Annotated in this window: 28 protein-coding genes; 15 read left to right on the top strand and 13 right to left on the bottom strand. The window is 63.3% G+C overall.

From position 1 onward, the window contains the following. The 6 genes from BF95_RS05315 to BF95_RS05295 form a co-directional block, all read right to left on the bottom strand. A partial coding sequence (locus BF95_RS05315) for an ISAs1 family transposase (RefSeq protein ID WP_043149833.1) occupies positions 1-262 on the bottom strand: 262 nt, incomplete at its 3' end. A gap of 94 nt (positions 263-356) precedes the next feature. Further along, the gene (locus BF95_RS05310) at positions 357-1,520 is read right to left on the bottom strand and encodes a sulfotransferase family protein (RefSeq protein ID WP_043149832.1); all 1,164 of its coding nucleotides are present in this window, start codon (positions 1,518-1,520) and stop codon (positions 357-359) included. After that, complete coding sequence (locus BF95_RS05305) at positions 1,520-2,782, bottom strand: alkyl sulfatase dimerization domain-containing protein (RefSeq protein WP_043149831.1); 1,263 nt, start codon at positions 2,780-2,782, stop codon at positions 1,520-1,522. The genes BF95_RS05310 and BF95_RS05305 overlap by 1 nt, the downstream gene beginning before the upstream one ends. After that, entirely contained in the window at positions 2,779-3,297 is a 519-nt protein-coding gene (locus tag BF95_RS28745) for a zinc-binding dehydrogenase (RefSeq protein ID WP_235209569.1), read from the bottom strand. The genes BF95_RS05305 and BF95_RS28745 overlap by 4 nt, the downstream gene beginning before the upstream one ends. Positions 3,298-3,325: 28 nt before the next feature. After that, positions 3,326-3,787, bottom strand: a complete 462-nt coding sequence (locus BF95_RS28740) for an alcohol dehydrogenase catalytic domain-containing protein (protein WP_235209568.1) — start codon at positions 3,785-3,787, stop codon at positions 3,326-3,328. Positions 3,788-3,801: 14 nt separating this feature from the next. After that, entirely contained in the window at positions 3,802-4,620 is an 819-nt protein-coding gene (locus BF95_RS05295; protein ID WP_043149829.1) for an SDR family NAD(P)-dependent oxidoreductase, read from the bottom strand. A 152-nt stretch (positions 4,621-4,772) separates the two neighbouring features. Between BF95_RS05295 and BF95_RS05290 the strand changes: the two genes are divergently transcribed. The 15 genes from BF95_RS05290 (at position 4,773) to BF95_RS05225 (ending at position 18,622) form a co-directional block, all read left to right on the top strand. Further along, positions 4,773-5,666, top strand: a complete 894-nt coding sequence (locus BF95_RS05290) for a helix-turn-helix transcriptional regulator (RefSeq protein ID WP_043149827.1) — start codon at positions 4,773-4,775, stop codon at positions 5,664-5,666. 99 nt (positions 5,667-5,765) lie between these two features. Then, positions 5,766-6,239: a VOC family protein gene (locus tag BF95_RS05285; protein WP_043149826.1), complete on the top strand. Its 474-nt coding sequence runs from the start codon at positions 5,766-5,768 to the stop codon at positions 6,237-6,239. Continuing rightward, the gene (locus BF95_RS05280) at positions 6,236-6,619 is read left to right on the top strand and encodes a VOC family protein (RefSeq protein WP_043149825.1); all 384 of its coding nucleotides are present in this window, start codon (positions 6,236-6,238) and stop codon (positions 6,617-6,619) included. Before BF95_RS05285 ends, BF95_RS05280 begins: the two co-directional genes overlap by 4 nt. A gap of 193 nt (positions 6,620-6,812) precedes the next feature. Then, positions 6,813-9,233 carry a TonB-dependent receptor gene (locus tag BF95_RS05275; protein ID WP_043149823.1) on the top strand — a complete coding sequence of 807 codons (2,421 nt, stop codon included), beginning with the start codon at positions 6,813-6,815 and terminating at the stop codon, positions 9,231-9,233. Between the two features lie 213 nt (positions 9,234-9,446). Further along, positions 9,447-10,136: a TetR/AcrR family transcriptional regulator gene (locus BF95_RS05270; RefSeq protein ID WP_043149822.1), complete on the top strand. Its 690-nt coding sequence runs from the start codon at positions 9,447-9,449 to the stop codon at positions 10,134-10,136. Positions 10,137-10,140: 4 nt separating this feature from the next. Then, positions 10,141-10,950 (top strand): acrylyl-CoA reductase family protein, encoded by an 810-nt coding sequence (locus BF95_RS05265; RefSeq protein WP_327195410.1) that lies wholly within the window; start codon positions 10,141-10,143, stop codon positions 10,948-10,950. Beyond that, positions 10,902-11,123, top strand: a complete 222-nt coding sequence (locus BF95_RS30600; RefSeq protein ID WP_327195409.1) for a hypothetical protein — start codon at positions 10,902-10,904, stop codon at positions 11,121-11,123. Before BF95_RS05265 ends, BF95_RS30600 begins: the two co-directional genes overlap by 49 nt. A 21-nt stretch (positions 11,124-11,144) precedes the next feature. Then, the gene (locus BF95_RS05260; RefSeq protein ID WP_043149820.1) at positions 11,145-12,827 is read left to right on the top strand and encodes a class I adenylate-forming enzyme family protein; all 1,683 of its coding nucleotides are present in this window, start codon (positions 11,145-11,147) and stop codon (positions 12,825-12,827) included. Further along, positions 12,824-13,705, top strand: a complete 882-nt coding sequence (locus BF95_RS28735; RefSeq protein WP_268747146.1) for an SDR family NAD(P)-dependent oxidoreductase — start codon at positions 12,824-12,826, stop codon at positions 13,703-13,705. The genes BF95_RS05260 and BF95_RS28735 overlap by 4 nt, the downstream gene beginning before the upstream one ends. Positions 13,706-13,818: 113 nt before the next feature. Further along, positions 13,819-14,019, top strand: a complete 201-nt coding sequence (locus BF95_RS30290) for an SDR family oxidoreductase (protein ID WP_268747145.1) — start codon at positions 13,819-13,821, stop codon at positions 14,017-14,019. 130 nt (positions 14,020-14,149) lie between these two features. Beyond that, the gene (locus BF95_RS05245; protein ID WP_043149819.1) at positions 14,150-14,938 is read left to right on the top strand and encodes a hypothetical protein; all 789 of its coding nucleotides are present in this window, start codon (positions 14,150-14,152) and stop codon (positions 14,936-14,938) included. A 94-nt stretch (positions 14,939-15,032) separates the two neighbouring features. Then, positions 15,033-15,770, top strand: coding sequence for an SDR family oxidoreductase (locus tag BF95_RS05240; RefSeq protein ID WP_043149858.1), 738 nt, complete (start codon positions 15,033-15,035; stop codon positions 15,768-15,770). Between the two features lie 38 nt (positions 15,771-15,808). Continuing rightward, on the top strand, positions 15,809-17,275 hold the full coding sequence (locus BF95_RS05235; RefSeq protein ID WP_043149817.1) for an aldehyde dehydrogenase family protein: 1,467 nt from the start codon (positions 15,809-15,811) through the stop codon (positions 17,273-17,275). Between the two features lie 21 nt (positions 17,276-17,296). Then, a complete protein-coding gene (locus BF95_RS05230; RefSeq protein WP_043149816.1) occupies positions 17,297-18,037 on the top strand; it encodes a TetR/AcrR family transcriptional regulator in 741 nt (246 codons plus the stop codon). A 132-nt stretch (positions 18,038-18,169) separates the two neighbouring features. Continuing rightward, positions 18,170-18,622, top strand: coding sequence for a PA2169 family four-helix-bundle protein (locus BF95_RS05225; RefSeq protein WP_043149815.1), 453 nt, complete (start codon positions 18,170-18,172; stop codon positions 18,620-18,622). Between the two features lie 46 nt (positions 18,623-18,668). Here BF95_RS05225 and BF95_RS05220 read toward each other — a convergent pair whose 3' ends face one another. From BF95_RS05220 to BF95_RS05190, 7 genes are read right to left on the bottom strand one after another with little or no spacing between them, the layout of a single operon-like run. After that, positions 18,669-19,514 carry a glycosyltransferase family 2 protein gene (locus BF95_RS05220; protein WP_200866884.1) on the bottom strand — a complete coding sequence of 282 codons (846 nt, stop codon included), beginning with the start codon at positions 19,512-19,514 and terminating at the stop codon, positions 18,669-18,671. Further along, complete coding sequence (locus tag BF95_RS05215) at positions 19,511-20,101, bottom strand: SAM-dependent methyltransferase (RefSeq protein WP_043149811.1); 591 nt, start codon at positions 20,099-20,101, stop codon at positions 19,511-19,513. Before BF95_RS05215 ends, BF95_RS05220 begins: the two co-directional genes overlap by 4 nt. Beyond that, positions 20,098-20,766, bottom strand: a complete 669-nt coding sequence (locus tag BF95_RS05210) for a PIG-L deacetylase family protein (protein WP_081764044.1) — start codon at positions 20,764-20,766, stop codon at positions 20,098-20,100. The genes BF95_RS05215 and BF95_RS05210 overlap by 4 nt, the downstream gene beginning before the upstream one ends. Further along, positions 20,760-21,875 (bottom strand): acyl-CoA dehydrogenase family protein, encoded by a 1,116-nt coding sequence (locus BF95_RS05205; RefSeq protein ID WP_043149810.1) that lies wholly within the window; start codon positions 21,873-21,875, stop codon positions 20,760-20,762. Before BF95_RS05205 ends, BF95_RS05210 begins: the two co-directional genes overlap by 7 nt. Next, positions 21,872-22,912, bottom strand: coding sequence for a glycosyl transferase (locus BF95_RS05200; protein WP_043149809.1), 1,041 nt, complete (start codon positions 22,910-22,912; stop codon positions 21,872-21,874). Before BF95_RS05200 ends, BF95_RS05205 begins: the two co-directional genes overlap by 4 nt. Beyond that, positions 22,909-23,853, bottom strand: a complete 945-nt coding sequence (locus BF95_RS05195) for a glycosyltransferase (RefSeq protein ID WP_043149807.1) — start codon at positions 23,851-23,853, stop codon at positions 22,909-22,911. Before BF95_RS05195 ends, BF95_RS05200 begins: the two co-directional genes overlap by 4 nt. After that, on the bottom strand, positions 23,846-24,985 hold the full coding sequence (locus BF95_RS05190; protein ID WP_043149806.1) for a glycosyltransferase family 4 protein: 1,140 nt from the start codon (positions 24,983-24,985) through the stop codon (positions 23,846-23,848). The genes BF95_RS05195 and BF95_RS05190 overlap by 8 nt, the downstream gene beginning before the upstream one ends. Positions 24,986-25,043: the final 58 nt, after the last annotated feature.

The raw sequence follows: 25,043 nt of genomic DNA, 5'->3' as shown, positions 1-25,043 counted from the left end.
AAAACGCCGCCTCGAACGGTTCGGGATCGAGCAACCGGAAGACCCGGCTGAACGTGTCGTGGCTCGGTGGACCATGCTCCAGATCCACCACCTGACGCAGCAGGCCCAGCTTGGCACGGGCAAACTCCGCCATATCCGTACAATCTTCGGCACCGCACAGAACCGCCGCAAGCGCAACGAAGATCAGTTCGAGAAGATTGTGCCGCGCATTGCCCGCGCGCGGATCGTCAACCTCACCGAAATATGCCGAAAAATCATCCATCGGTCGCCTCCAACTATGGAGACCACCCAAGAATCCCATTCGATCAATCGTTCAAGCCCATATGCGATTCCCCTGCCCTACAGGGGAGGAATGTTCAAGCCCTGCACGCAATCCCAAACCGCGCCGTATAATCCCGGAAATGCGCATGCATACCCGCGCGATCCAGCCCATAATCTGCCAGATCATAGCTATGCTTGCCATGCTTCCCCTGCGGATTGGCGTCCAGCATCGCCTGCATCGCGGCTTCCGCTTCCGCCGTCAGCGCCGTATCGAACCGCGCATAAAGCCGCTTCATCTCGCCGATCGGGTCACGCACCTGCGCGTCATAGTGAATGTCATGGATCGACTCCCAGCCATGCTTTGCGCGATAGACCATCATCCGCGCAATCATCAGGTCGAACGTGCGCAACTGCGATTTCCCCACCTCGACCGGATCGACATCGTCACTGAACATCTTGCGCACCTGATAAACAAGGCTGCACGCCGACGCGACGACATCGGCGGGATCGCGATGCGTCATCACCAATTGCGCATCGGGATAAACGGCCGTTAGATCATCCAAAAACAACGGATGCCATGGGTTCTTGAGCGTCCACTGTCCGCTATTATTCTCCTGCAACATCTGGAACAACCGCTTCTGATAACGGAAAGCAGGCAGATAGCTCGTGCCGAACAACCACCTCTGATAGCTCGGAATATTGAGAACCGAGTCATAATATTGCGCACAGAAAGAGGGTGCCATCGAGAATTGGCACTCTGTCGGGCTGTCCGCATCCTCATGATGCATCGCCGAAATATGCGGCGCATATTTGAGCGTCATGTCGAGCCGCGCCTGTTCCGCGACATAACGCGGATCGCTGCTCAGCGCGCCCTTGGTAGCCGGCGGCACGCTGTTGAACGCTTCCCAGCGCAGGAAGCATCGCCGCGCCGGATCGGCATTGAGCAAATTGATCGTCAGAGTCGTGCCCGTGCGCGGCAGGCCGAACACGAACAGCGGCTTGTCCACCGGCGCATCCAGCAACGCGGGATGCTTCGCCAGATAATCCTCGACCTGCAACCGGTTCGCCAGCGTGGCGGTAATCTGCTGCGCCCAACGCCCCTGCGCCGCTTCGGTCAGCTTGGCCTCGCTATTCATGGCATCGATCAGAACATGCAGCCCTCCCAATATCGCCTCATCGCCCAGATCGGTCAGCCCCGTCTGTTCGCGCGCCGCGGCGATCAACGCATCGGCGTCCAGCCCTGCCGTGGTGGTCGTCATCATCCTTCTCCCTTTTCTGTTTGGCTGGCGAGGCGCTTCTCCGTCTCGGCGATCTCCGCCTTCAACCACATGGTTTCCGACAGGTTGGTGCTGCCGCTCGCGGCCAGCAATTGCTCCAGCGCCGATTTGCGCACGGTCAGGCCCGCTTCATGATCGGGCGCAACGCCCAGCGCGATGTCCAACAAATGCAGCGCTTCCAGCGGCCGCCCCGCCGCCATATGCCCATGCGCCCGGCCCACTATCGCGCCCGCGCCGCCGGCCAGTTCGACCAGATCGGCACTCACCGCCGAACGCGGCACGCCATAGAGCGCGGTCGTCCCATCGGTATAATGGAACCAGCCGCCATTCTCTTCCCAGATGGCGCGCACAGCCCAACTGGTCTTGCCATGAAATTCGCCTATCTGCAGGTCATCAGGCAGGGCAATCTCGCGCATCAATTCCTGCACGGTCTTGCCCGCATTCATCCCCGCGATCGTATCACGCTCCAGATAGCTGACCGCCGCGTGCATCGCGTCCAGATCGGCACGGATGCGCGCCGCCCCCCGGATCGGTTCGCCATGGCCGCTAATCACCAGGTCCGCGCCCAACGCCCGCACCTGCTCGACCGAACGCAGATAGGCGCGCACCAGCCGGGGCTTGTCGCCGCGCATCGTGACCAGATTGGGCATCGCCCGCCACACCGGGCCGAACAGATTGCCGGTAAAGACGGCCTTTTCCTGTGGCATCCATACGAATACCGAATCCAGGCTTTCACCCCCCGGCGTCTTGACCACCTCGAACGTCCGCCCGCCCTGCGCGAAGGCAAGGCTGGTCGCCACGTCCACGTCCGGCACGATTACCGGTGGCTTGGGCAGCGGCCCGTCGCGCCGGGTCATCGACGCCCACAGCTTGCCCGACCGACGACCGAGGAAGGGTGCCAGCCGCTCGAAATAATCCACCGTCTCGCCAAAGCCCGCTCCGACGATGACCTGCGTGCCGTCCTCCCACTGGTCGGGCAGCGCGCCATAATGGTCGGCATGGGCCTGCGTCACGATGATCCGCCGCAACGGCCCGCTGCGATGCGGCGCAAACAACCCCTTGTTGCGCGCGCCATTGCCCAGAAACCCGGTGTTGATGAGCACATCCCCATCGCCCGTCGTCACCAGATAGGCATTGGAAATATCCTTCACCATGAAGATGCCCTCGCCGATCCGTTCGGCGTCGGTCTGCCCCTGACCGCTCATGACGAGCGCGCCTAAAGGCGTTTGCGGCGTGTCGGTCATGCCGCACTGTCCGCAAATTCGATCATAACCTTGGCCGACTGCGGCTGCGCAGCAATATCCAGCCCTTCGATCACCCGGTCGAACGGCAGACGATGGCTGATCAGCGCCGCGATCTTGTCCTGCAAACGCGGCATCGCCGCTATCACGTCGGGCATTTCGGTCGGATAGCCGACGGCCGTCGTAATCGTCATCTCGGTGGTCAGCATCGGCCCGGCGGGCAGTTCGATGGGCTTCAGGTAAGCCGCCGTAATCACATGCCGCGCATGCGTCTTGGCCAGCGTCACCACGTCTCGCAAGATCGACGGCGCACCCGCCGCATCGATATAGGCATCGGTCAGCGCCTTCTTCCGCCCAAACACCATCACCGTGCCATGGATCGCCTTGATCCGCGCGATCGCATCCTCGCGCGCCGGATTGATCGTCTGTGCGCCCAGTGCCCGCGCCCGTTCCAGCCGCTCCTCCGCCAGATCGAGCGCGATCACGTCGCACCCCCGGTCCACCGCCCATAATATCATGCCAAGCCGATCGGCCCGCAGCCGAAGATCACGACCTTGTCGCCCGCCTTCGCCTGCGCCCGGTTGACCCCGTGCAGGCGACCGACAGTGGCTCGCACATCGCCGCCACATCATAGGGGATGCCGTCGGGGATCGGCAGCAGACTGTCGCCCAGCCGGGCGTCGCGGACCAGCAGTTCCTCGGTAAAGGCGCCCTCCGGCCCGCCGCTGCCGATATAGCTGGGCGTCATCATCGGGTTGATGATGACGCTCTGGCCCACCGACACGCCGGTCACGTCCGCGCCCACGAACATCAACTCGCCCGCGCCCTCATGGCCCAGCGCCGTCAATTTGCCGGGCGTCGGGATGCCGCCATTTTTGATGTAGCTTAGGTCACTGCCGCAAATGCCGCAGGCCTTCATCTTGACGACCACATCCTTCGGCCCGGCTTCGGGCCGTTCATAGGGATCGAGCCGCACGTCATTGACGTCATGGATGGTGAGCAGGCGCATGGATCGTCTCCCGATCAAAAGGCGTAAGGGGGATAGATCAGGCTGCCGCCATCGATTACGATCGTATCGCCGCTATGGAATCGCGATGCGTCCGAGCAGAGATAAGCGCCGATCCCCTCATAATCCTCGATCGCACCGGGGCGGTGGATCGGCGTCTTGACGGAAAAATGCGCGTCCACGGCGGCCATGCGCCCCTTCATTTCCTCGGTCATGCCCTGGTCACCACCGATGCCGGTCTTGACGTAACCGGGCGCGATGCTATTGGCGCGAATTTCAAATTTGCCCAATTCCGCCGCCATGCCGCGCACCGCTGCGCCCATGCCCCCCTTGGACGCCGCATAATTGTTGATGCCGGGCATCCCGTGGAACATCGACAGGCTGCCGCAATAGACCAGGCTACCGCCCGGCTCGCCCGCTTCGGCGCGCGCGACCATCGCCTTGGCTCCTTCGCGCAGCGTGAAGAAAGCGCCATGCAGGTTCACCGCCAACAGGTCATGCCATTCGGTCGAATCCAGCGTCAGCACCGACCGGCTGCGCGACGCGCGCCCGGAATTGGCGAACACGCAATCGACCCGGCCGAAATCGGCCAACAACTGCGCATAGCCCGCAATGATCGCTTCCTCCGACGCGACATCGACCTGATAGGTTTCGACTCGTGCCGCGCCCGCCGCCAGCAAATCCGCCTTCGCCGCTGCATTCTTGTCCGCATTGCGCGCCCAAATGGCGATCTTGCCGCCCATTTTCGCCACGCCGCGCGCAAAGCCCAGGCCAATGCCGCCATTGCCGCCGGTCACCAGCGTCACCTTGCCCGAACAGTCGAAAAGACCTGCCACCTATCGCTCTCCTATGAAATGTCGCCGCCCGACGGCGGTCCTTTGCTGTGCGCGATTGTCGATCAGCGCGGGACAGGCCGCAATTGACCTGTCTATAGAGATCGGGTCATAACCAATATATCGAGCCAATACATCTCAGCCCCGGAGCGCCCGTGCCGCCAGCCGAAACCTATGCCGAATCCCTGTTCGAGGCGGAACTGATCGTGCCCTCGGCACTGATACGGATCATGCGCCTGCATCTCGATCAGCCGACCGACCGGCTCTTCTATCGCACCGACCATTATTGGCTCGACCTGTGCCTGACGCCCCGCCCGGAAAAGGCGCGCGGCTGCTATCGCGACCGTTGGGGACCGCATCGGTACGAACCGCTGGGCGAAATCTTCCTCGTGCCGCCCGGCGAAGCAATCCATATCCGCAGCGAAACCGGCGCTCGGCAGGCTTCGGTCATCTGCGAAATTCCGACCGCCGCGATCAATTGCTGGCTCGATGATGGCGGCATCGACTGGACCGACCGGCGCCTCGCCGCTGGCCTCGACATCACCCATCCTCATATGCGCGCCTGCCTGTTGCGGCTCGCCGACGAAGTCCGTCATCCAGGGGCCGGCAGCGCGATCCTCGCCGAACTTATAGCCCGGCAACTGGCAATCGAAGTGGCTCGCTATTGCCACGCGATCGGCGAAGGGCCGGTCAGTGGCGGCCTGTCCTCCTGGCAGTTGCGTCGGATCGAAGAGCGGCTCCACGAACCAGGCGCACCGCCATCGCTGGCGGAACTAGCCGCACTCTGCAACATCTCGGCCCGGCAATTGACCCGCGGCTTCCGGTCCGCGCGGGGCTGTTCGATCGGCGATCATATCGCCCAGACCCGGATCGACATGGCCAAGCGCCATCTCGCCACCCCGCAAAGCATCAAGGAAATCGCCTTCGCGCTCGGCTTTGCTTCCCCCTCCAGCTTCGCCTACGCCTTCCGCCGCGCGACCGGTGCCACGCCCCGCCAGTTTCGCCAGCGGCGTCTGTCGCCACCATCCTATGGCTTATTATCCATATAATGGCTCGATAGCGATATTTAGTGCCTTGAAAAAAACGCAATCCATTGTCCTAGTCGCTGTACGCATAATAAGAACGCATCAGCAGGAGAGGGCGGCAGGATGATCGTCGGACGCCATTATCAAAACGCCTATGTGACCCGAAACATCGACCAGGCCGTGGCACAGTTCAGGGAGCGGGCCGACATCCGCCTGCTTATGGAAACCGAAGTCTCCGTCACCCTCTGGACCCCCCAGGGCGAAGGCATCGGTACGCAGAAACTCGCCTTCCTCTGGATCGGCGACATGCAAATCGAACTGATCCAGCCGGGGCAGGGCGACGTTCTCGCCCTCTACCGCGACGCGCTGGCCACCGACGACAGCCTATGCTTCCACCATGTCTGCCACCGCGTCGATGACTGGGACGCCTTTCTGGCGCAGGTCGACCGGCAACCCTATCCCGTCGTGTTGAAAGGCGGCACGCCCGGCCTGCTCCAATTCCTCTATCTCGATACCCGCAAGTGGCTCGGCCACTATACCGAATATGTCTGGATGGTCCCCGAACGCTGGGCCGCCATGGGAGGACGCACCGCATGATCAGCTTGGCCCGCTTCGGCACCCGCGACCTTGATCGCGCCAAGAGTTTCTACGACGCATTGGCCGCCCTGCTGGGGGCCGTCCGCGCCTTCGACCGCCCAGACGTCGTGGCCTATAAGACCCCCGACAGCGGCATGCTCCTCATCGGCAAGCCTTTCGCGGGCGACGCATCGCCCGGCAACGGCAATCAGGTCGGCATCCAGGCTGACAGCCGCGCGACCGTCGATGCCGTCCATGCTAGGGCATTGGCGCTTGGCGGGCAGTGCGAAGGCAAGCCCGGCATCCGGGGCGACGACCCCCACGGCTTCTATGGCGCCTATTTCCGTGACCTCGATGGCAACAAGCTCGTCATCTTCCGCTACGGACCACCCGACGCCTGACCGACGCATAAGCCAGCGATCAACCCGCGACGATCAGGCTGGAATCGCGACGGCGATATATAAACACCCCTGTTGGTTAAGGGCTTCGCGCCACAGTCTAATCGGGCATAACGCGACTCACAAAAGGACAATGATGACTACGCCGTTCCCGGCTTTAGATCGGGTGAGGCGCCAAATTGGGGAGGATTTTCGGATGCGGAAGACAGCCTATTATAGCATGAGCGCCAGCTTGGCGGTTCTCACCCTGGCGATGCCTGCCATCGCGCAGGAAGCACCGCAGGAAAATGGCTTCGATGCGCCCACCATCATCGTGGAAGCGCGCCGTCGCGGCGAAGACGTTCAGGACGTTCCCGCCGTCGTCAACGCCGTAACCGCCCAGTCCATCGACAATCTCAACTTCCGCGAATTCACCGAAGTCAAATCGTTGGCACCTGGCCTTGAACTGACCTCCAACCCCAACGGTATCGGCGGCAATGCCCGCCTGCGCGGCGTCAATTTCGACGCCAGTGCGTCCGGCAACAACGGTACGGTTGAATTCTACTTCAATGACGCGCCAATCTCGCCGGGTGTCGTCATCCAGCAGATGTACGACATCGGCCAGATCGAAGTGCAGCGCGGGCCGCAGGGCACCTTGCGCGGACGCGCTTCGCCGTCCGGCTCGATCACCATCACGACGCGCAAGCCTGATCTCAACCAGTTTGGCGGCTATGCGGACTGGACCGCCAATGATATCGGCACCCTCAACTTCAAGGGCGCGCTGAACATCCCCGTCATCGAAGGCATTGCGGGCATCCGCGTGTCGGGCGTGTGGGACGAAAATGAAGTCGATCGCGTCCGTCCGCTGGTGCGCAGCGCCGGCGCGCCGGACCCGCATTCGCGGACCAAGAGCTATCGCGTCGTCGGTCTCATCGAACCGGCGGACTGGATCAGGCTGGAAGGCACCTATCAATATATGGACCGCGACGCGCGGACCTATGATCAGGCGATTTCCTTCAGCGAAGCCAATCCGGCGGCCGCACCCAGCCCGGTACTGATCACGGCGAAGGATCGTCTGTCGATCCAGGAACAGCCGCGCATCATCAACCAGCGGTTCGATATCTTTAACTGGCGCGCCGAACTGGCTCAGTGGGGTCAGCGTCTGATTTATCAGGGTCAGTACAGCAAGCAGGAATATCTATCGACGGAAAATCTGGACCGCGGCAATTTCTTCATCGGTCGCGACATCAACCAGCTTACCGACACGATCGCCAAGGGGACGTCGCATGAAATCCGGCTCCAGAATGAGGAGCGCGTTCTTGGCATATTCGACTATGTGATCGGCTTCTTCGACAGCAAGCTGGATTCGCCGACGGCCCTTAGTCAGCTGACGCCCGTGCGTCTCCCCACGGCTTTTGGAGGCGGGATCGCGTCGATCGTGACGACCAACATTTTGCGCGCGAACGACACGCACGAACAATCCTTCTTCGGCAACCTGACCGCCCAAATCGGCGACAAGACGGAAATCTCCGGCGGCCTGCGCCAGATCAAATATGACTCGCTCAGCCAGTTGGGCGTGAATGGTGCCATCATCGCCAACGATACCCAGGATCTCAAGAAGCTCATCTACAGCGCGTCGGTGAAGCATAATTTCTCCCCCGACTTCCTGGTCTATGCCGCCACGGGCAGTTCGATGCGGCCGGGCCTCAACGTCGTGGGCGACTTCAACATCGTGAAGTCGGCGCTGGAAAACAGCTTCCTCAATCTGCCGCCCGAAACCTCCAAATCCTACGAGCTGGGCTTCAAAAGCACCTTGATGGGTGGCCGGGCACGTTTCAACATGACCGCCTACCATCAGACCTACAAGAATTTCCCGTTTCGCGTCCCCAACAATGGCGTCTATTATGTGAACACCGTCGCCGTCCGCAATGCTGCAGGCCAGGTCACCGGGACGGCGCAGCAGGTCGCGTCGTTCAACTTCGTCGGGGCCGTGCCGGTCGAAGTGAATGGCATCGAAAGCGAACTGAGCGTCGATGTCGCGCGTAACCTTACCCTTGGCCTGACCGCCAGCTATTCGCTGGGGAAGATCAAGAATGGCACCATCCCTTGCAATGATCTGAACGCTGACGGCATACCCGACCTGGTGAGTGCGGCACCATCGCTTGCGGAACTGCAGGCGGCCGTTGGTGCGGACAATCTGTCCTCCTGCGCCGTGTCGCAACGTTCGTCCTTCATGCCCCCGGTAACGGCGACCTTGCAGGGCGAATATCATGTCGCCGTTTCCAGCAAGGTCGATGGTTTCCTGCGCGGACTGGTCAATTATAACGGCAAGTCGCAAGGGGATCCGAGCAATAACTTTGATCAGGTCGGCGCCTATGCCCTCGCTAACCTCTATGCCGGCATCCGCGATCCCGATGGCGGCTGGGAAGTATCGCTCTTCGCCAAGAACCTGTTCGACACGACGAAGGTTCTGACCCGCACCACGCCTTTGTTCACCAGCTATCAGCAGATCACCGGCTTCACCGCGACGGGTGCGACGACGGCGGCGCAGACTTTCACCAGCACCTATACCGGCGGCACGGTCACGCCCCCGCGTGAATTCGGCATCAACGTGCGTTTCTACTTCGGATCGCGTTGAGATTTTTGGGGGTGGTCCGAACCTTGGACAGGATCGGCCGGATCGCCCCCGCAGTCTCTGTGAAGGACGCGCATCACCGGCGCTGGCGATGACGGCCCTTGCTTAATGGACAACACTGATGTTGATTTATGCCTTCTTATCCCAGGCGAGCCAGCCGGGCGGTCGTTCGGGCCGTTACGGCAAGCCGCCCGAACGACAAGAGAGGCATGCCCCATGACGCAAACGCGAACCAGACGCTCCCGCGATCCCGCAGCCACACGTGAAGTCATCTTGGAAGCGGCGCGCGCGTTGCTGGCGAAGGACGGGCCGGAGGGGATCAGCCTGTCCGAAGTCGCAACGCTCGCCGGGGTCAATCGCGGCACCGCCTACCAGCATTTCGAAACCCGAGAGAAACTGATCGAGGCAACGGCGGAGTGGGTGTCCGACCGCATGTTCCGCGCCGTATTCGGCGACCCTGAAACCATCGGCGAACGCCGGGTGGAGCAGGTCGATATTGCCGACACGACCGACCGCCTCGCCATCTTCGCGATGGAAAACCCGGAACTCTGCCGCATCTGGCTGCTCCAGCTATTAGCCTCGCCCGATCCCATGGCCGACCCCTTCTGGCGCGAATATGAAGGGTCGCTCCAGCGCTTTGCCGAAACCGATCTGGCCGAAGACGGCATCGACGTCGAAGTGCTGTCGGTGATGATGCTGTCGGGCGCTTTTCTCTGGCCGGTATGGGCGCAATCCCATGGCCGCCCGGACCAGGAGCGGCGCGACCTTGCCCGGCGCGTGGCGCAGGAATCGCTGCGTCTGTGCATGTATGGCTCGATGCGCGCCGATCGCTTCCCCGGCATCGCCGATCGCCTCCGCAAAGGACTGACACCAACGGCACCCTCTTCGTCTCCCAAAAAGGAATAGCCCCATGTTTTCAGCCATCATGATCGACAAGACCGACGACCAGCAGAGCGTATCGCTCCAGCAGGTCGACGAAGCCCAATTGCCCGAAGGCGATGTCACGATCGAAGTCGCCTATTCGACGCTGAACTATAAGGATGGCCTGGCCATCACCGGCAAGTCGCCGGTCGTGCGTAAATTCCCGATGGTCCCCGGCATCGACCTGGTCGGCACCGTGCAAACCTCCGATCATGCCGACTGGAAGCCGGGCGACAATGTCGTGCTGAACGGCTGGGGCGTGGGCGAGGGGCATTGGGGCGGTCTGGCGCAAGTTGCGCGGCTGAAGGGCGACTGGCTGGTGCCATTGCCCGCCGCCTTCACCGGCGCGCAGGCGATGGCGATCGGTACGGCCGGCTATACCGCCGCGCTCTGCGTCGAAGCGCTGGTCAAGGCTGGCGTCACCCCCGACCAGGGCGAAATCCTCGTTACCGGCGCGACTGGTGGGGTAGGTAGCGTCGCCGTTGCCCTGCTCAAGAAAGCAGGCTTCACCGTCATCGGTTCGACCGGCAAGGCGTCCGAAGCCGACTATCTGACGCAATTGGGCGCTAAGGGCGTCATCGACCGCGCAACCTTATCGGAAAAGGGCAAGCCGCTGCAGAAGGAGCGCTGGGCTGGTGTCGTGGACTCGGTCGCAGCTTCACCCTTGCCAATGCCTGCGCCCAGACCCGCTATGGCGGCGCGGTCGCCGCCTGCGGCCTGGCGCAGGGCGCGGATTTTCCCGCTACGGTCATGCCCTTTATCCTGCGCGGCGTGCGCCTGCTCGGCGTCGACAGCGTGATGGCACCCAAGGCACCGCGCCTAGCGGCGTGGGAAAGGCTGGCGCGCGATCTCGATCCCGCTCTGCTGGACGTGATTGCCACCGAAATCAGCCTGTCGGAAGCCGTCACGGCGGCCACCGACCTGATGGATGGCAAGGTGCGCGGGCGCATCATCGTCGACGTGAACCGCTAAACCTTACCCCAAGGACGCATCATGACCGACCAGCCGCTTTCGATTGTCGCCGGTCCTCCGCTCAGTGAAGAGCCGGGGCTGGGGGCGCTGACCTTGAGCGGCTGGTTGCGCGAAGTCACGACGCGCTCCGGCCCGGCTGAAGCGCTGGTGATGCACGAAGGGGACAGCGTTACTCGCTGGACCTATGACGATCTGTGGGCGCGCGCGAATGAAGTGGCGCGCGCGCTCATCGCCTGCGGCGTGGGCAAGGGCACCCGCGTCGGTATCCTGATGACCAACCGCCCCGAATTTTTGGCGGCGGCCTTCGGCACGGCGCTGGCGGGCGGCGTCGCCGCGACGCTCAGTACCTTTTCGACGCCTGCCGAACTGGAGCATCTGCTCCAATCGTCCGCCTGCCACATCCTCCTGATGGAGCGCACTGTCCTCAAAAAGGACTTTGCCGCGATCCTAACCGGCCTGGAACCGGGCATCTCCACGGCCAGCCCCGGTGCGCTCGCTTTGCCTCATTTTCCCTTCCTCCGCCACATCACCTCGCTCGGCGGTGGCGAGGGCATGATCGAGCCGTGGGACGCTTTCCTGAGGCGCGGCGATAGCGTCGATCAGGCGCTGGTCGATGCGACCGCTGCCACCGTTACCCCCGCCGACCCCGGCGTCCTCTTCTTCTCGTCCGGCTCGACCGCCAAGCCCAAGGGCATCCTCTCGATGCACCGCGGCGTCACGCTACAACTGTGGCGCTGGAAACGCTTTCTCGCCGCCAAAGAGGATGCGCGCGCCTGGTCGGCCAACGGCTTCTTCTGGTCGGGCAATTTCGCCATGGCGATCGGCGGCGGGCTTTCGTCGGGGGGCAGTCTGATCCTGCAAGCCACTTTCCAGCCCGAAGAAGCGCTGACCCTCATGGAGCGGGAGCGCGCCACTATGGCCTTCGCTTGGCCCCACCAATGGGCGCAACTGGAGGCGGCGGCGAACTGGAACGACGTGGACCTGTCCGAGCTCCACTATGTGGGGCAGCACACCCCGCTTGGCCGTCATCCGACCGTCAGTACCGACTGGCAGGAACCGATGGCCGCCTATGGCAATACCGAAACCTTCACCATCAGCACCATCTTCGATTCCGGCACGCCCGACGATCGGATCGCGGGCACCCATGGCATCCCCTTGCCCGGCAATATCTTCAAGATACTCGATCCCCTGACCGGTGCCGTTGTGCCGTTCGGCCAGCGCGGCGAGATCGCAGTCAAGGGACCGACGCTGATGCTGGGCTATGTCGGCGTGCCATTGGACGAAAGCTTGGACGCAGACGGTTTCTTCCATACCGGCGATGGCGGCTGGTTCGATGCGGAAGGACGACTCCATTGGGAAGGGCGCCTCAACGATATCATCAAGACCGGCGGCGCCAATGTCTCGCCGATCGAGATCGACACCGTCATCAAAAGCTGCCCAGGCGTGAAGGTCACCCAGACCGTCGGCGTGCCTCATGAAACCTTGGGTGAACTGGTCGTCACCTGCATCGTCCCCCATGACGGCGCACCGCTGGACGAAGACGCCATCCGCGCCTTCGCCAAGGCCCAGCTCGCCAGCTATAAAGTACCACGTCGCGTCCTCTTCTTCAGCGAAGACGACCTCTCGCTGACCGGCAGCGCCAAGATCAAGACGGCGGATTTGAAAGCGCTGGTGGTCAAACAGCTTTCCACCGAACCGGCATGAGCGAAGGCGCAGAGCAGGCGCTCGCGATCGCCAACCTCAAGGCCCGCTACTGCGCCACTGCCGATCTCGCCGCCAGCGACCCGGATCAGGCCCGCACAACCTTGGCGACCATCTTCGCGCCCGATTTCGTCGGCGACTATGGCATGGGGCGGTTGATCGGCGCGCAGGCGATCACCGATTTCCTCTGCACCGCCATTGCGGGCAACAGCGCGTGGCTGCTGCACATGCTCCATTCGCCACGAATCCTGATCGACGGCGATCGCGCCACCGGCGACTGGACGGTCCTGGTCAAGCTCAAGCGGTGCAGTTCCGGCGCAATCGATACGGTGATGGGCCGCTATAGCGACGTTTTTTCGCCGCACACCCCAGGGATGGCGGATCGCGCAAGTGACCTTCACCCGCATCGACCAAGCATGAAGGACAAGAGGATCATGGCCCATCGTTTCAGCGGCAAGACTGTGCTGGTTACGGGATCAGCCGGCGGCCTCGGCCGCGCCCATGCACTGGCCTTTGCAGGGGATGGCGCGCATCTCATCCTCGCCGATATCAACGAAGCGGGGCTGGCCGAAAGCCAGGCGCTGATCGAAGCGGGCGGTGGCACTGCGTCCATCCACCGCGTCGATATGGGCCAGGAATCCGACATTCAGGCGTTCGCCGCCACCATCCTGTTGGCGCATGAACGGCTCGACGTCCTCATCAACAATGCGGGCCTGCATGCGGGTGAAATCGCGCGCGGCTTTTTCGGCCTCGGCATGGCCAAGTGGCAGCATTTTTTCGCCGTCAACACCTTCGGCCCTCTGCTGCTCGCCGAAGCGCTGCGTCCCGCGCTGGCCCGCGCAAAGGGCGTCATCATCAACAAATGCTCGATGGCGAGCTAAAATCCCGCCACCGCCTACGGCATCACCAAAGCGTCGCTGACCGTCTTCACCCACGCCATGGCCCAGCAATTCGGCATCGACGACATACGCTGCGTCGGCATCGCGCCAGGCTCATGGAAACCGAAGCAGCGCTCCAAGGCGTCGATCCCGCCAATTGGGAGCGGCTCAAAGCCATGCAGTCGGTCAAGCGGCAGGGGACGGCAGCCGACATATCCAACCTCGCTTTGTTCCTCGCGTCGGAAGAAGGCAGTTTCGTCAACGGGCAGGTCATCTTGTGCGACGGCGGCAACCAGATGCGCGGGTTCCGCTTCTGATGCCCGCCTGATCGCCATTGCCCCGGCGATCAATCGATCACGCCCGCCCAAGCCTCTGGCGTGCCGTCGCCGTCCATGCTGGGTTAGTACCTGACAAGCGCCACGGCGCGCGCAGCCAGAGGGCAGAGGAATGAGCCTGCACACCACCATCCACCTCCACAACGTCCCGGCCGGACGGGAAGGCGACTATGCCGCCTGGTTCGACGGCCCCCATCGTAACGACCTCGCCCGCCTGCGCGGCTTTCGCTCGGCCGACCGCTATGCCATCACGCCGCAGCAGATCATGCCCGACATCCCCCAGCCCTGGCGGTTCCTGACCATCTACGACCATGACACCGCCACCCCGGAAATCGACCTGCCCGCGCTCGCCCCCCTCCTGGCCCAGGCACGCGACACCGGGCTGATCGACGATAGCGACGAAAGCGAGCGCATCCACAGCTATGCCATGTATGCCGACTGGGCCTTCAGCCCCAACCACCGCACCGATCAGCCCTTTTCGGGCGTCAGCATCATCCTCGCCAATTTCGTCGCCGGGCGCGAAGTCGAATATCATCACTGGTATGACACGGTCCATGCGCTCGAAGTAACCCGCGTCCCCGGAAAGGTCGGCATGAAGCGCGGCCGCCTGTCGCCGGTGCAGCTCGAACCCAGACGCTATTGCCCCGGCAGCGACCTGGTTCTCTGCGCGCAGCAGACCGACGACCTGCTCTTCACCGTCAAGGATTTCAGCGCCCGCGCCCGCGGCGTCAGCCCCAGCGGCGTCGCCTTTGCCCCGCGCTCCGCCTCCGGCTCGGTCGCCCGCACGGTCCATTATTTCGGCAAAGTCAGCGGCCCGGCCTTTTGGCCCGGCGGCATCGCCTATGATGGCGACCTCTCGGTCTACCCGGCCGATTTCGCGCGGCCCGCTGCTGGCGCCTGAACAGCCATCGCGCGCGCGATGGCCGTCCCCCTTGCCGTGTGCGCGCCAGTGCGGAATGGGATAGAGCAACGATAAAGTGAAGATGGAGCAGGACATGGCCAAAACAATCATCATCACCGGCGCGGGCGATGGCCTCGGTCGCGCCCTGGCCCGGCGCTTTGCGCGTGACGGCGAAACCGTCATCCTGCTCGGTCGGACCTTGTCGAAACTGGAAGCGGTGGCAGCCGAACTGGGCGAGGGGCATATTGCCCTGCAATGCGATGTCGGTGATCCCGACTCGGTCCGCGCTGCCTTCGCGCAGATCGCCGCGCGCCATCCCAAGGTGGACGTCCTCATCAACAACGCTGCCATCTATGAGCCGTTTACCCTCGCCGACGTGCGCGACGACCAGATCCAGTCGTCCCTCGCCATCAATGTCGCCGGGCCGATCTATTGCGCCCGCGAAGCGCTACCGCTGCTGCGGGGCGGCGGGCATATCATCAATGTCAGCAGCGAATCCGTCGCGATCAAGATGGCGATGCTCTGGCTCTATGCCGGCGGCAAGGCGGGGCTTGAACTGATGTCGGACATGTGGGGACGGGAACTGGCGGCGGACGATGTGCGCGTCACCGTCGTCCAGGCCGGGCAGATGATGGACGAAACCAAGACCGGCACCAACTGGCCGATGGATGTAGCCATGCGTTTCATGCAGGACAATGCCAAGATCGGCCTCAACCCGCGTGAGCGGCCCATCACCCACTATAATTCCGTCACCGACGCCTTCCGTGCCGTCATCGACATGCCCGCCGACCTGCACATCGGCACGGTCGCGTTGACGGCGCGCCGCCGCTGATCTTCTTTTCTCCGAATATCGACAGAAAGACCGTAGCCATGGCCACTCTCCCCGACGCCAAACTCACCATAGACGGCGTGCTGCGCGACGCGCAGGGCGGCAAGACCTTCGACGTCATCAGCCCCTGGACCGGCCAGCCGGTCGGCAAGGCGGCCGACGCCTCCGCCGCTGATGTGGATGAAGCCATCGCCGCCGCCCGTCGCGCTTTCGACACGACCGACTGGTCCACCAATGTCGAAAAGCGGATCGACCTCGTCGCCAAATTGCGTGCCCTGTTCGAAGCCAACCGCGAACGCCTGTCCGACCTCGCCCGCAACGAAGCCGGGGCAGCGGTCGGCGCGGTCGGACGCGCCCATGTCGACATGGCGCTCGATGGCTGGGACGATTATATGCGTCTCTTCCCGCAATTGAAGTGGAACAAGGATTATGGCGGGCGCACCGGCTATGGCTTCGAAACGCAGCGCAAGGCGGTCTATGAACCGGTCGGCGTCGTCGGCGCCATCACGCCCTGGAACGTCCCGCTCTATGTCAATGTGGGCAAGGTCGTCGCCGCGCTTCTAGCCGGTTGTACCGTCATCCTCAAACCGGCGCCCAACACGCCGGGCATGGGCGCGATCTTTGGCGAGCTGGCGCAGGAAGCGGGCTTCCCCGCCGGCATCCTCAACGTTATCTTCGGCAGCGACCCGGCACTGGCCGGCGAAATGCTGGTCGCCGATCCGCGCGTCGATCTCATTTCCTTCACTGGCTCCACGGGCGTCGGCAAGCGCATCATGGAACAGGGCGCTGCCACTCTGAAGCGCGTGTTCCTCGAACTGGGCGGCAAATCGGCCAAGATCGTGCTGGAGGACAGCGCCAATTTCGCGATGGACGTCGCCCAGTCGATGCTGGTGTTCCACGCGGGCCAGGGCTGCGCCGTCCATTCGCGCCTGCTCGTCCCGCGCAGCCGCTATAAGGAAGCCAAGGCCGTCCTCAAACATGCCTATGCCAGCTTCGGTGACAATTGGGGCGACTATGATAATCCCGCGCACATCATGGGGCCGGTCGTGTCGCAGCGGCAGATGGAACGGGTCTTGTCCTATGTCGACATCGGCCAGGCCGAAGGCGCGACGCTGCTGGCGGGCGGTAAGGCGCGAACCGACAAGGGCAGCGGCTATTTCATCGAACCCACCTGCTTTGTTGATGTCACCAATGACATGCGCATCGCGCAGGAAGAGATTTTCGGCCCCGTGCTGGTCGTCATCCCGTTCGAGGATGATGATGACGCCGTCCGGATTGCCAATGAAAGCGCCTATGGCCTGTGCGGCGGTGTCTTTTCAGCCGATCTTGATCGCGCCATGGCCGTCGCCAAGCGGATACGGACCGGCTCGGTCAGCGTGAACGGCGGCATGTGCATCGCTGGGGACTTGCCTTTTGGCGGCTACAAGGCCAGTGGAATCGGCCGCGAATGGGGTCTTGAGGGAATCGAGGAATTTCTCGAAACCAAATTGATCGCATGGCGCGCATGACGGGATAGCAAGGATCGGCTCTTGAGCGCAAAGGCGGACACAAAAGCAGGGCAGGGGGCAGCCAAATCGACACGCCCGCGCCCGTCCGCCGAGATCAAGACGCTCAGCCATAATCTCAACGGCCAGCGGCTGGGGCGCAAGGGGCGGGACACGCGCGACCGCATCCTGGCTGCGACCCATGAACTGCTGGCCGGTCCCGCCGATGTCGAACTGTCGCTGAGCGCCGTCGCACGCCAGACTTTGCTCGGCATGACGTCGCTCTACAATTATTTCAACGATCTGACCGAATTGCTCCTCGCCGTGCTGGAGCCGGTGATGGCAACCGCCGAGGAAGAATATGTCGGCCTGCTTCGCACCCGCTGGGATGATGAGGCCCTCGGCGAGCATACATTGGCGCTGGTGACCGCCTATCATGGCTTCTGGGTCAAACATTCCCGCTTGCTCCATCTGCGTAACCGCATGGCCGACGCGCAGAATGAGCGGATGATGATGCACCGTATCCGCGCGGCCCAGCCGGTCATGCGACTGATGGTCGAACAGATGGATGGCGACCTCACCAGACCGCAATCGCCCGCATTCAGCATGGCCACCGCGCTGATGACCGGCCTTGAGCGTATCGTGACCGTCACGACCGATGCGACCCTGCAAACCACGCTCCATGCCCCCAACCCCTTGGGCCGCGCCCATTTGCTGCGCGCGGAGGCACGATTGCTGGAACTGGGCATCCGCGACTATCGGATGCTGGCCGCAGCAGGCGATTGACGGCCCGCCAATCAATCTCATTGATGGAGGTTAAGGGGCCATATTTATATGCGACTTTCCCAGTGGCCCGTCGTTGGGGAGATATCCGGTTGCCACTGGCGCCGGTTTTCATCTTTCAAGACGGGAACCACTATGTCCGACAACAACCATGATATTTCGACCCTGAACGGCCTGATCGAAACGACGATAGACAGCGCCGATGGCTATACCGAAGCTGCCAAGGACAGCGACGGCGGCCGCTTCGTTACCCTTTTCACCAGCCGCGCGACTGAGCGGCGCGAAGTCGCTGCCCGTTTGCAGCAGGAAGTTGCCCGTCTCGGCGGCAATCCGGAAGATGATGGCACCGTCCTTGCCGGCGCGCACCGCATGTTCCTCAACCTCAAGGCGGTTGTGACCGGCCATGACGACAAGGCGATCGTCAACGAAGTCGAAGCTGGCGAAGATCATATCAAGGCCAAGTTCGAAGACGCGCTGGGCGACATGGAACTGACGCCCGCCGTGCGCAGCGTGATCGAAGGCTGCTATACCTCGGTCAAGGCCGGGCATGACGAAATGCGCGACATCAAGCATTCGATGCAGCACTAAAACCAGATCGGCGGGGGCAACCCCGCCGACTGTCCGTTACCGCCGCTCAATCCGGCGTTGCGACCCGTGCTCGATCTAGTTCGATGACGGTCGGCAATCGAAGCAACGATATTGAATCGCCCACGCGCGCGATCAACTCCGCCTTTTCAAATGCGTCGAGCCAACCCTCCATCGGCCACATACCCCATTTTTTCCGAAACAGTCGTGCATTGCGCACGATATCGGCCAGATGTTGCAGCGGCGGGTCGATCACATCATGATATTGATGAAAAGCACCCGTCCCGCCCATGAAGAGCAAGGGCATGGCCGCCGCCTTCGCACGAAAGCCGAAATCGGTATCCTCCGCTCCATAGCCGGAAAAGCCCTCGTCAAACCCACCAAGCTCGACGAACCGCTCGCGCCGGATACCAAAGATCAACGACCAGAACAGCCCGGCATTTTGTTCCTCCCGCAGTCCTACAGCGGGAAAAGGGCGCACCGGATGCGGCTTGGCGCGTGACATCAATGCCGTTTCGTCCCACTGGCCGCGGGCATCCCTGGGGCCAAGATACAGCGCTTCGGCGCAGATCAGAGCGTCTTGCCCGTCCAGCGCATCGGCCATAGCCGTCGTCAGCCCCCGCATTGGGATGCAATCGACGTCCAAGAACAGCAGCATGTCGCCGCGCGCCGCGTGCGCCGCCGCATTGCGTGCAGCGGCAAGCGGCAGGCCCGCCTGATCGAGCCGCACGATATGGACGGGGTATGGCGTGGCCTGCACTTCGACGGGCGGGTCACTGCCCATGTCGACGATCAATAATTCACCCGGAAGCGTTTCGCTACGTCCCAAGCCCTCGATCAACTGCGCCAGATGCTCCGGTCGGTCCTTCACGATCGTCAGGACGCTCATCCTCATGCGCAGTTGCGCCAAAGGTCCAGACGATAGTCTTCCCGATGATCGGTCGCGATGACCTCCATCGGCTCCGGCAGCGCCGCGCGAAACTTCTCCACCGCTTCATCTCCACTTTGCGGATAGTCGGTCTCGCCCGTCCAATGGACCAGCAATATGTCGCCGCCCGGCGCGCTGTGTGTGCCAGCCCATTGGGCCGCCCTGCGAATATCGTCATCATCCCAATAATAGACGACTTCGGACAGGATGATGAGGTCGAACGGGCCACCCAGCGGCACTTGCGCGGGAAAGGTCATGCGGTTGAACGAGACATGATCGAACGCCGCGCACCGCTCACGCGCACCCTGCAGCGCTGTTTCGCTGACGTCGATGGCCACCAGCGCCCGGCAATGTTCGGCCAGATCGCGCGTCAACATGCCCTTTGCGCAGCCGACCTCGAACCCCAATTCATAGGGTCGATCGCCCAGCGCCCGAACGCTATGCGCATATTTGGCCCGCTCATAGGCGCTCGTTTCCAACGACCAGGGATCGGGCGTCCCCTGAAACATCTGTTCGAAATAGAGGGGCTCCAGACTGTTCACATGCCGTGTCATGGCCGTCTCCGCACATAAAGGATGTCGTGCGCCGCCATGCGTCGCTGATCGGGGGAAAGGCGAAAGCCGGGGCCATGCGCTGCGGTCAACTGGCTGCGATGCGCCGCCAGCGCCAACCGCCGCTGCCCCGCAGGCATTGGCGCCGTCTGGATCACGCGCCGCATATGGTGATCAGGCCTGTCCGCCCAGACCAGATATTCCGCCACCAACAAATTGCGCATTGCCTGCGCATGCACGGCATAGGCCAGCGCCGCTGCTGCGGCATGGTCACAATGCGGTTCATGCCTGGCCGTGACCGCCAGCGCATCCACCCGCCAACGCCGACACAAGGCCGCGAGATAGCGCGCCGTCCGTTCGAACAGCGGGTCACCGGGACGTGCCGGCGTTGCATCCTTCCAATCCAGATGCACGGGCCGCCGCACCCGTCCACCGGTCAACCGGTGCACCGCCCGGGTCGCCTCGCGCCGCCGCGCCGCCGCCAGTCTTTGCGCCGTCGCATGCGATCCGGTGCCATCGGTCAGATAGACGAGACCCGCCAACCGACCCGCTCTTGCCGTCTGCGCAATCAGCGCGCCTGCCCCCAATGTCTCATCGTCGGGATGCGGGGCCAGCACCAGCCAGCGCAGATCACGCCATTGGCGCGAGGACAGAGTGGCCGTCACCATAATGGATCCTCCGCGCCCCAAGCGTCATGATCCAGCCAGGTGAGCGCCGCCTGATCCCGCGCATAATCGGGACCGCCCTGGCGCAGATAAAGGCTCAAATCCCGGCTGATCTTGTCGATCCGCTGCCCGTCCATCGCGCTGCGCGTACCCACGATGCGCGCCGCAAGTTCCATGACATCCAAAGCGGCACGCTCCACAACCCCGCGCGTCATCCGCGCAAAGGCCGGGCCATCGGCATCCTCCCGCGCGGCGCGAAGAGCCGCTTCGCGCACCCACAGATAGGCGGTGCGCGTAGCCGCCACCGCATCGGCGAATTTCGCGCGTTGCATCGGGTCGCCGCGCGCCGCGTCCGACATCGCCTTGCGGGTTTCGATCAACAGCGCTTCGATCCCGCCCAGCTGCACCGCCGTGAACCGCCACGCACCGGTCGTGAACAGCGGTTCGCGATCATAGTCGCCCGGCCCCCCCAGAAGGTCATCTTCCGCAACGATCATGTCGGTCAGATCATATAGGCCGCTCCCCGTCGCGCGCATGCCCCGCACCCGCCATTGCGACAGGTCGGCCCGCGCCGCATCGTCCGCCGCCACCACGATCAACCGTCGCGCGCCGTCTTCGGGCTGCACCGTGATGATCGCATGCGCCAGCCCGCCCGCGCCGGTCGCAAAGGATTTCGCGCCCTTTAGCACCCGGCCGATCATCTGCACGCCCGGCGGCGGCTCGGTCGCCCACATGCCGTAAAAAGCCCCCGCGTCCAGCCTCTGCCCTAAGCCATGATGCTGCGTCGCCGATCCGAAACGATCGAACAGGATCATCGCATTGACATGCCCTTCATAGAGCCGCCCGACACTGAGGTCTGCCCTACCTATAATCCGAAGGACATTGAACAAGCAGAGATGCCAGGCGTCAACGCTCCCGAAATCATGCCCACCACTGGCGACAGGCGCAAAGCAGCGATGCAGCCCAGCGTCAGCCAAGCATTTCATACTCTCGATCGGGAAAACCGGCGCGGCATCATAGCGTGCCCCTAACGCCGTCAGCCTTGGCGCAATGGCACTCGCCTGCGCTGCGGGCAGATCGATGGCCGTGGCGGGGGAGGGTGACGCACTCATGCCGCCATCGTCCCTGCGCACAGCTTCGCCGCTTGACGGCCGAGCCATTGAGCGGCGGCCTGCGCGCCCTGCGGATTGTGCAACCGTTGCCGCGCCTGCGACGGCAAGGCCTTTGCCTGCGCCAGCAAGGAGGGCCACGCTGCTGCCTCCGGCCAATCTTGAAGCACCACCGCCGCACCCAGCCGCGCCAGACCACTAGCCGTTGCCTGTTGTTCACCAAAGGGGCGCGCTTCGGGCAGGCAGATAAATGGCCGATCCGTCACCAGAATCGCGCCGACCAGCCCTTCGCCCGCCGCGCCGATCACCACGTCGGCCGCACCGATCTCGCGCGCCGCATCGTCAACCCAACCCGCGATCTCCAGATTGGGCGGGCAATCGCCAACGGGCGACACCGGCCCAATCGCCCGCCACTGCACATCCGGGCAGGCCCGCGCGGCCTCGGCCAGGCGCGCGCCATCGCCTGGCGCACCGCCACGTCCAAACACCACCAATATGCGCCCGGACGACGGCATCGTCCCGGGGGCGGCTTGCGTGATGCCGGGCAAATAGCATGTCCGCTCCCGCACCCATGTCGGCGTCGATGCCAGCTCAAGATCGGCATGAAAGGGGGCCAGCAATGCCGCCGCGCTGCGAAACGCCGCAAGATGCGGCGCATCGTTCCGTTCACCGTTCAACCGAACGCAAACGGTCGGCACCGATGCCAGCCGCGCCAGCATCGCCATTTCCACCGACACATCGACTACCATCAGCGCAGGCCGTTCCGTCGCAATCCATTGCGCCACCCGCGCCACCCGCATCCGCACCCCGTCATGGTCGATCGGCGCATAATGCAACGCCGCCGGTCGCCCACCGCTCGCATCCACCCCATCGAACCGGCCCGACGCCGGCCGATCATCGGCCAAATCGATCCCGGCCTCGCCAACCCCGGTTCCCAACAGAGTGATCGGCCAGCTGCTTGCGGCGGCAATCGCCTGCGCCCGTGCCCGATGCCCGGCACCATGATGGTGGACATAATAGCCGATCGGTCGTCGCGTCATGTCCCCACCTCCAATGCCATGTCGTGCGGCATAGGCGGCAGCAGCGGTTCGTGCCGTGCGATCAGCGCATGGCCATCCGCCCGCGCGCGCAGGCGCTTGCGCCACATCGCGCGCGCCCGCCAATGATCGAACGCCGGTGCCAAGGGTCGCCCGCCGTCTTCTGCAACTTTGTAAAGCTGCTGCATCGCGCTCGCCATACCCCCCTGCGCGCGCCCCTCCAGGCGCGGCGACACGGCGATGCGCACATCAGCCGGATGCGCGAGCCGCGCGCCGATGGCAAGCGCCGCCATCACCAACGCCAGATCCTCGCCCGTCGCCAACAACGGCACACCGCCACACGCCCGATACACCTCAGCACGAATGGCCAGCGATGCGCCGGTATGATCGCCATGGCGCGGTGCCGGATCCCAGGGGAGGGGGTCGATCGCATCCTCGATCGCGCGCACCGCGCTCCAATAGCCGTCCCATGCAGCGCGCAGAGCCAGCACAGGCGGGGGCAGGGGTTCTTGCCCGTCGATGTCGATCCGACCACCCACCAGATCCGCACCACGATCCAGCGCCGCCGCGATATTGCGCAGCCAATCGGCGGGCGGCCGACTATCTGCGTCCGTGCTGATCAGCACGCCGTCGACAGCCATTATAATCCTCGCCAACCCGGCATCCATCGCCAGCCTGCGGGCGGACCCGGCATGCGCCAGTTCCGGCGCAAAATCAGCGGTCACAACTGCGATGTCGAGCCGATCGCCATGCCGCCGCTGCGCCGCGCCAATGACGTTCAGGCTATTGTCGGTCGTATTGTTGATGCCGATCGACACCATCACCGGCGTCGGCCAATCCTGCGCGGCCAGCGCGTCGAGCAGCACCGGCAACCGTTCGGCCTCATTCCGCGCGGGAACGCAAACGCATAGCGTCATCGCCGGGACAGGCTCGGTGTCAGCCATTCAACATCGCACGCAAGGACTCGGGCGAGGATGGCGGCACCAGATGCATCGCGGCTCGACCATCGCGCGGCACAGGTTTGCCCAGATCGATTTGTCTTTGATAGAGCGCTTCATAGCTCTCCACCATCTGGTTGGCATCGCACATCTGCTCCGCCCGCGCGCGGCAGGCCCGACGATCCAGCGCCAGCGCCGCCCGTCCTGCCTGCGCCAGCGACCCGACATCGTCGGGCGTCGCCAGAACACCGCAACTGGAATCAAGAATTTCCGGGATCGCCCCCCGTGCAAAGGCGGCGACCGGCACGCCACAGGCCAGCGCCTCGGCCACGACCAGCCCATAAGGTTCGTCCCACAAAGGCGTACACAGGAAAGCGCTGGCTCCCGCCACCAATTGCGCCAATTCCTTATGCGCGAGATGGCCGACATGGATCATATCCGCGCCCAGCGCGGGTACAATCACCGTCCGATAATAATTTTCGTCCAGCATCGGCCCGGCTATGCGCAGAGGCAATCCAATCAACCGAGCGGCCTCGATTGCCAGATGCAGGCCCTTTTCCGGGACGATGCGACCATACCAGACCAGATAGGCATCGCTGTCCGCTTGCGCCCGAAAGGCAAATTTACGCAGGTCGATGCCATTGAGGATCACTGTATCTGCCGGCGCGACATGGCTCCACTGCGACGCCACCGACTGAGATACCGCCACCAGCGCATGATTGGGCGCTTCGCACAGGCGAATGCCGCTTTCCAGCCAGCAGAATGGCGGCGTGTGCAACGTCGTGACCATCGGCATGGGCAGGCTGTCAGCCATGGTTAGCGGCAGATAATGAAGCGCATTGTTGTGAATGATGTCGAAATTCCGGTTTCGCAAACCGGTCATCAGGCTCAGATACGCGTGATGCTCGCGAAAGAAGGCGATGTCGCTCGCTTCCGTCGTGCCAACGGACGTTATCGCCGTCTCGGTACAGATCGCCTCCAGTCCCAATGCGGGTTCGGACTGGGACGACGCAAAGACAGTCACGGCATGGCCGCGATCGCGCAAGGAGCGGGCTAGAAGATGCGTATGCATCTCCAAACCGCCCGCAAACGGCTCTGCGATAGGATGCTTGAGATGGGCGATAATGCCAATCCGCATCAACGATATCCTTTGGGCAAGATAGGGACCGGGAGCAAAACGCATTCGCCCCCGGTTG

It is taken from the genome of Sphingobium sp. Ant17, assembly GCF_000588875.1.
Lineage (GTDB): Bacteria > Pseudomonadota > Alphaproteobacteria > Sphingomonadales > Sphingomonadaceae > Sphingobium.
Note: the sequence above shows the minus strand (reverse complement) of the source record. Positions and strands in the feature narration are given on the sequence as shown.

What these genes read in the sequence shown, in the direction of transcription:
- BF95_RS05225 (WP_043149815.1), top strand. Translation starts at nt 18,170, where the DNA reads ATGTCCGACAACAACCATGATATTTCGACCCTGAACGGCCTGATCGAA.
- BF95_RS05190 (WP_043149806.1), bottom strand. Translation starts at nt 24,985, where the DNA reads ATGCGGATTGGCATTATCGCCCATCTCAAGCATCCTATCGCAGAGCCG.
- BF95_RS05220 (WP_200866884.1), bottom strand. Translation starts at nt 19,514, where the DNA reads ATGAGGATGAGCGTCCTGACGATCGTGAAGGACCGACCGGAGCATCTG.
- BF95_RS05310 (WP_043149832.1), bottom strand. Translation starts at nt 1,520, where the DNA reads ATGACGACCACCACGGCAGGGCTGGACGCCGATGCGTTGATCGCCGCG.
- BF95_RS28740 (WP_235209568.1), bottom strand. Translation starts at nt 3,787, where the DNA reads ATGCGCCTGCTCACCATCCATGACGTCAATGACGTGCGGCTCGATCCC.
- BF95_RS05265 (WP_327195410.1), top strand. Translation starts at nt 10,141, where the DNA reads ATGTTTTCAGCCATCATGATCGACAAGACCGACGACCAGCAGAGCGTA.
- BF95_RS05285 (WP_043149826.1), top strand. Translation starts at nt 5,766, where the DNA reads ATGATCGTCGGACGCCATTATCAAAACGCCTATGTGACCCGAAACATC.
- BF95_RS05275 (WP_043149823.1), top strand. Translation starts at nt 6,813, where the DNA reads ATGCGGAAGACAGCCTATTATAGCATGAGCGCCAGCTTGGCGGTTCTC.
- BF95_RS05195 (WP_043149807.1), bottom strand. Translation starts at nt 23,853, where the DNA reads ATGGCTGACACCGAGCCTGTCCCGGCGATGACGCTATGCGTTTGCGTT.
- BF95_RS05215 (WP_043149811.1), bottom strand. Translation starts at nt 20,101, where the DNA reads ATGACACGGCATGTGAACAGTCTGGAGCCCCTCTATTTCGAACAGATG.
- BF95_RS05245 (WP_043149819.1), top strand. Translation starts at nt 14,150, where the DNA reads ATGAGCCTGCACACCACCATCCACCTCCACAACGTCCCGGCCGGACGG.
- BF95_RS05205 (WP_043149810.1), bottom strand. Translation starts at nt 21,875, where the DNA reads ATGAGTGCGTCACCCTCCCCCGCCACGGCCATCGATCTGCCCGCAGCG.
- BF95_RS28735 (WP_268747146.1), top strand. Translation starts at nt 12,824, where the DNA reads ATGAGCGAAGGCGCAGAGCAGGCGCTCGCGATCGCCAACCTCAAGGCC.
- BF95_RS05235 (WP_043149817.1), top strand. Translation starts at nt 15,809, where the DNA reads ATGGCCACTCTCCCCGACGCCAAACTCACCATAGACGGCGTGCTGCGC.
- BF95_RS05200 (WP_043149809.1), bottom strand. Translation starts at nt 22,912, where the DNA reads ATGACGCGACGACCGATCGGCTATTATGTCCACCATCATGGTGCCGGG.
- BF95_RS30600 (WP_327195409.1), top strand. Translation starts at nt 10,902, where the DNA reads ATGCCCTTTATCCTGCGCGGCGTGCGCCTGCTCGGCGTCGACAGCGTG.
- BF95_RS05260 (WP_043149820.1), top strand. Translation starts at nt 11,145, where the DNA reads ATGACCGACCAGCCGCTTTCGATTGTCGCCGGTCCTCCGCTCAGTGAA.
- BF95_RS28745 (WP_235209569.1), bottom strand. Translation starts at nt 3,297, where the DNA reads ATGATATTATGGGCGGTGGACCGGGGGTGCGACGTGATCGCGCTCGAT.
- BF95_RS05210 (WP_081764044.1), bottom strand. Translation starts at nt 20,766, where the DNA reads ATGGTGACGGCCACTCTGTCCTCGCGCCAATGGCGTGATCTGCGCTGG.
- BF95_RS05280 (WP_043149825.1), top strand. Translation starts at nt 6,236, where the DNA reads ATGATCAGCTTGGCCCGCTTCGGCACCCGCGACCTTGATCGCGCCAAG.
- BF95_RS05240 (WP_043149858.1), top strand. Translation starts at nt 15,033, where the DNA reads ATGGCCAAAACAATCATCATCACCGGCGCGGGCGATGGCCTCGGTCGC.
- BF95_RS05270 (WP_043149822.1), top strand. Translation starts at nt 9,447, where the DNA reads ATGACGCAAACGCGAACCAGACGCTCCCGCGATCCCGCAGCCACACGT.
- BF95_RS05305 (WP_043149831.1), bottom strand. Translation starts at nt 2,782, where the DNA reads ATGACCGACACGCCGCAAACGCCTTTAGGCGCGCTCGTCATGAGCGGT.
- BF95_RS30290 (WP_268747145.1), top strand. Translation starts at nt 13,819, where the DNA reads ATGGAAACCGAAGCAGCGCTCCAAGGCGTCGATCCCGCCAATTGGGAG.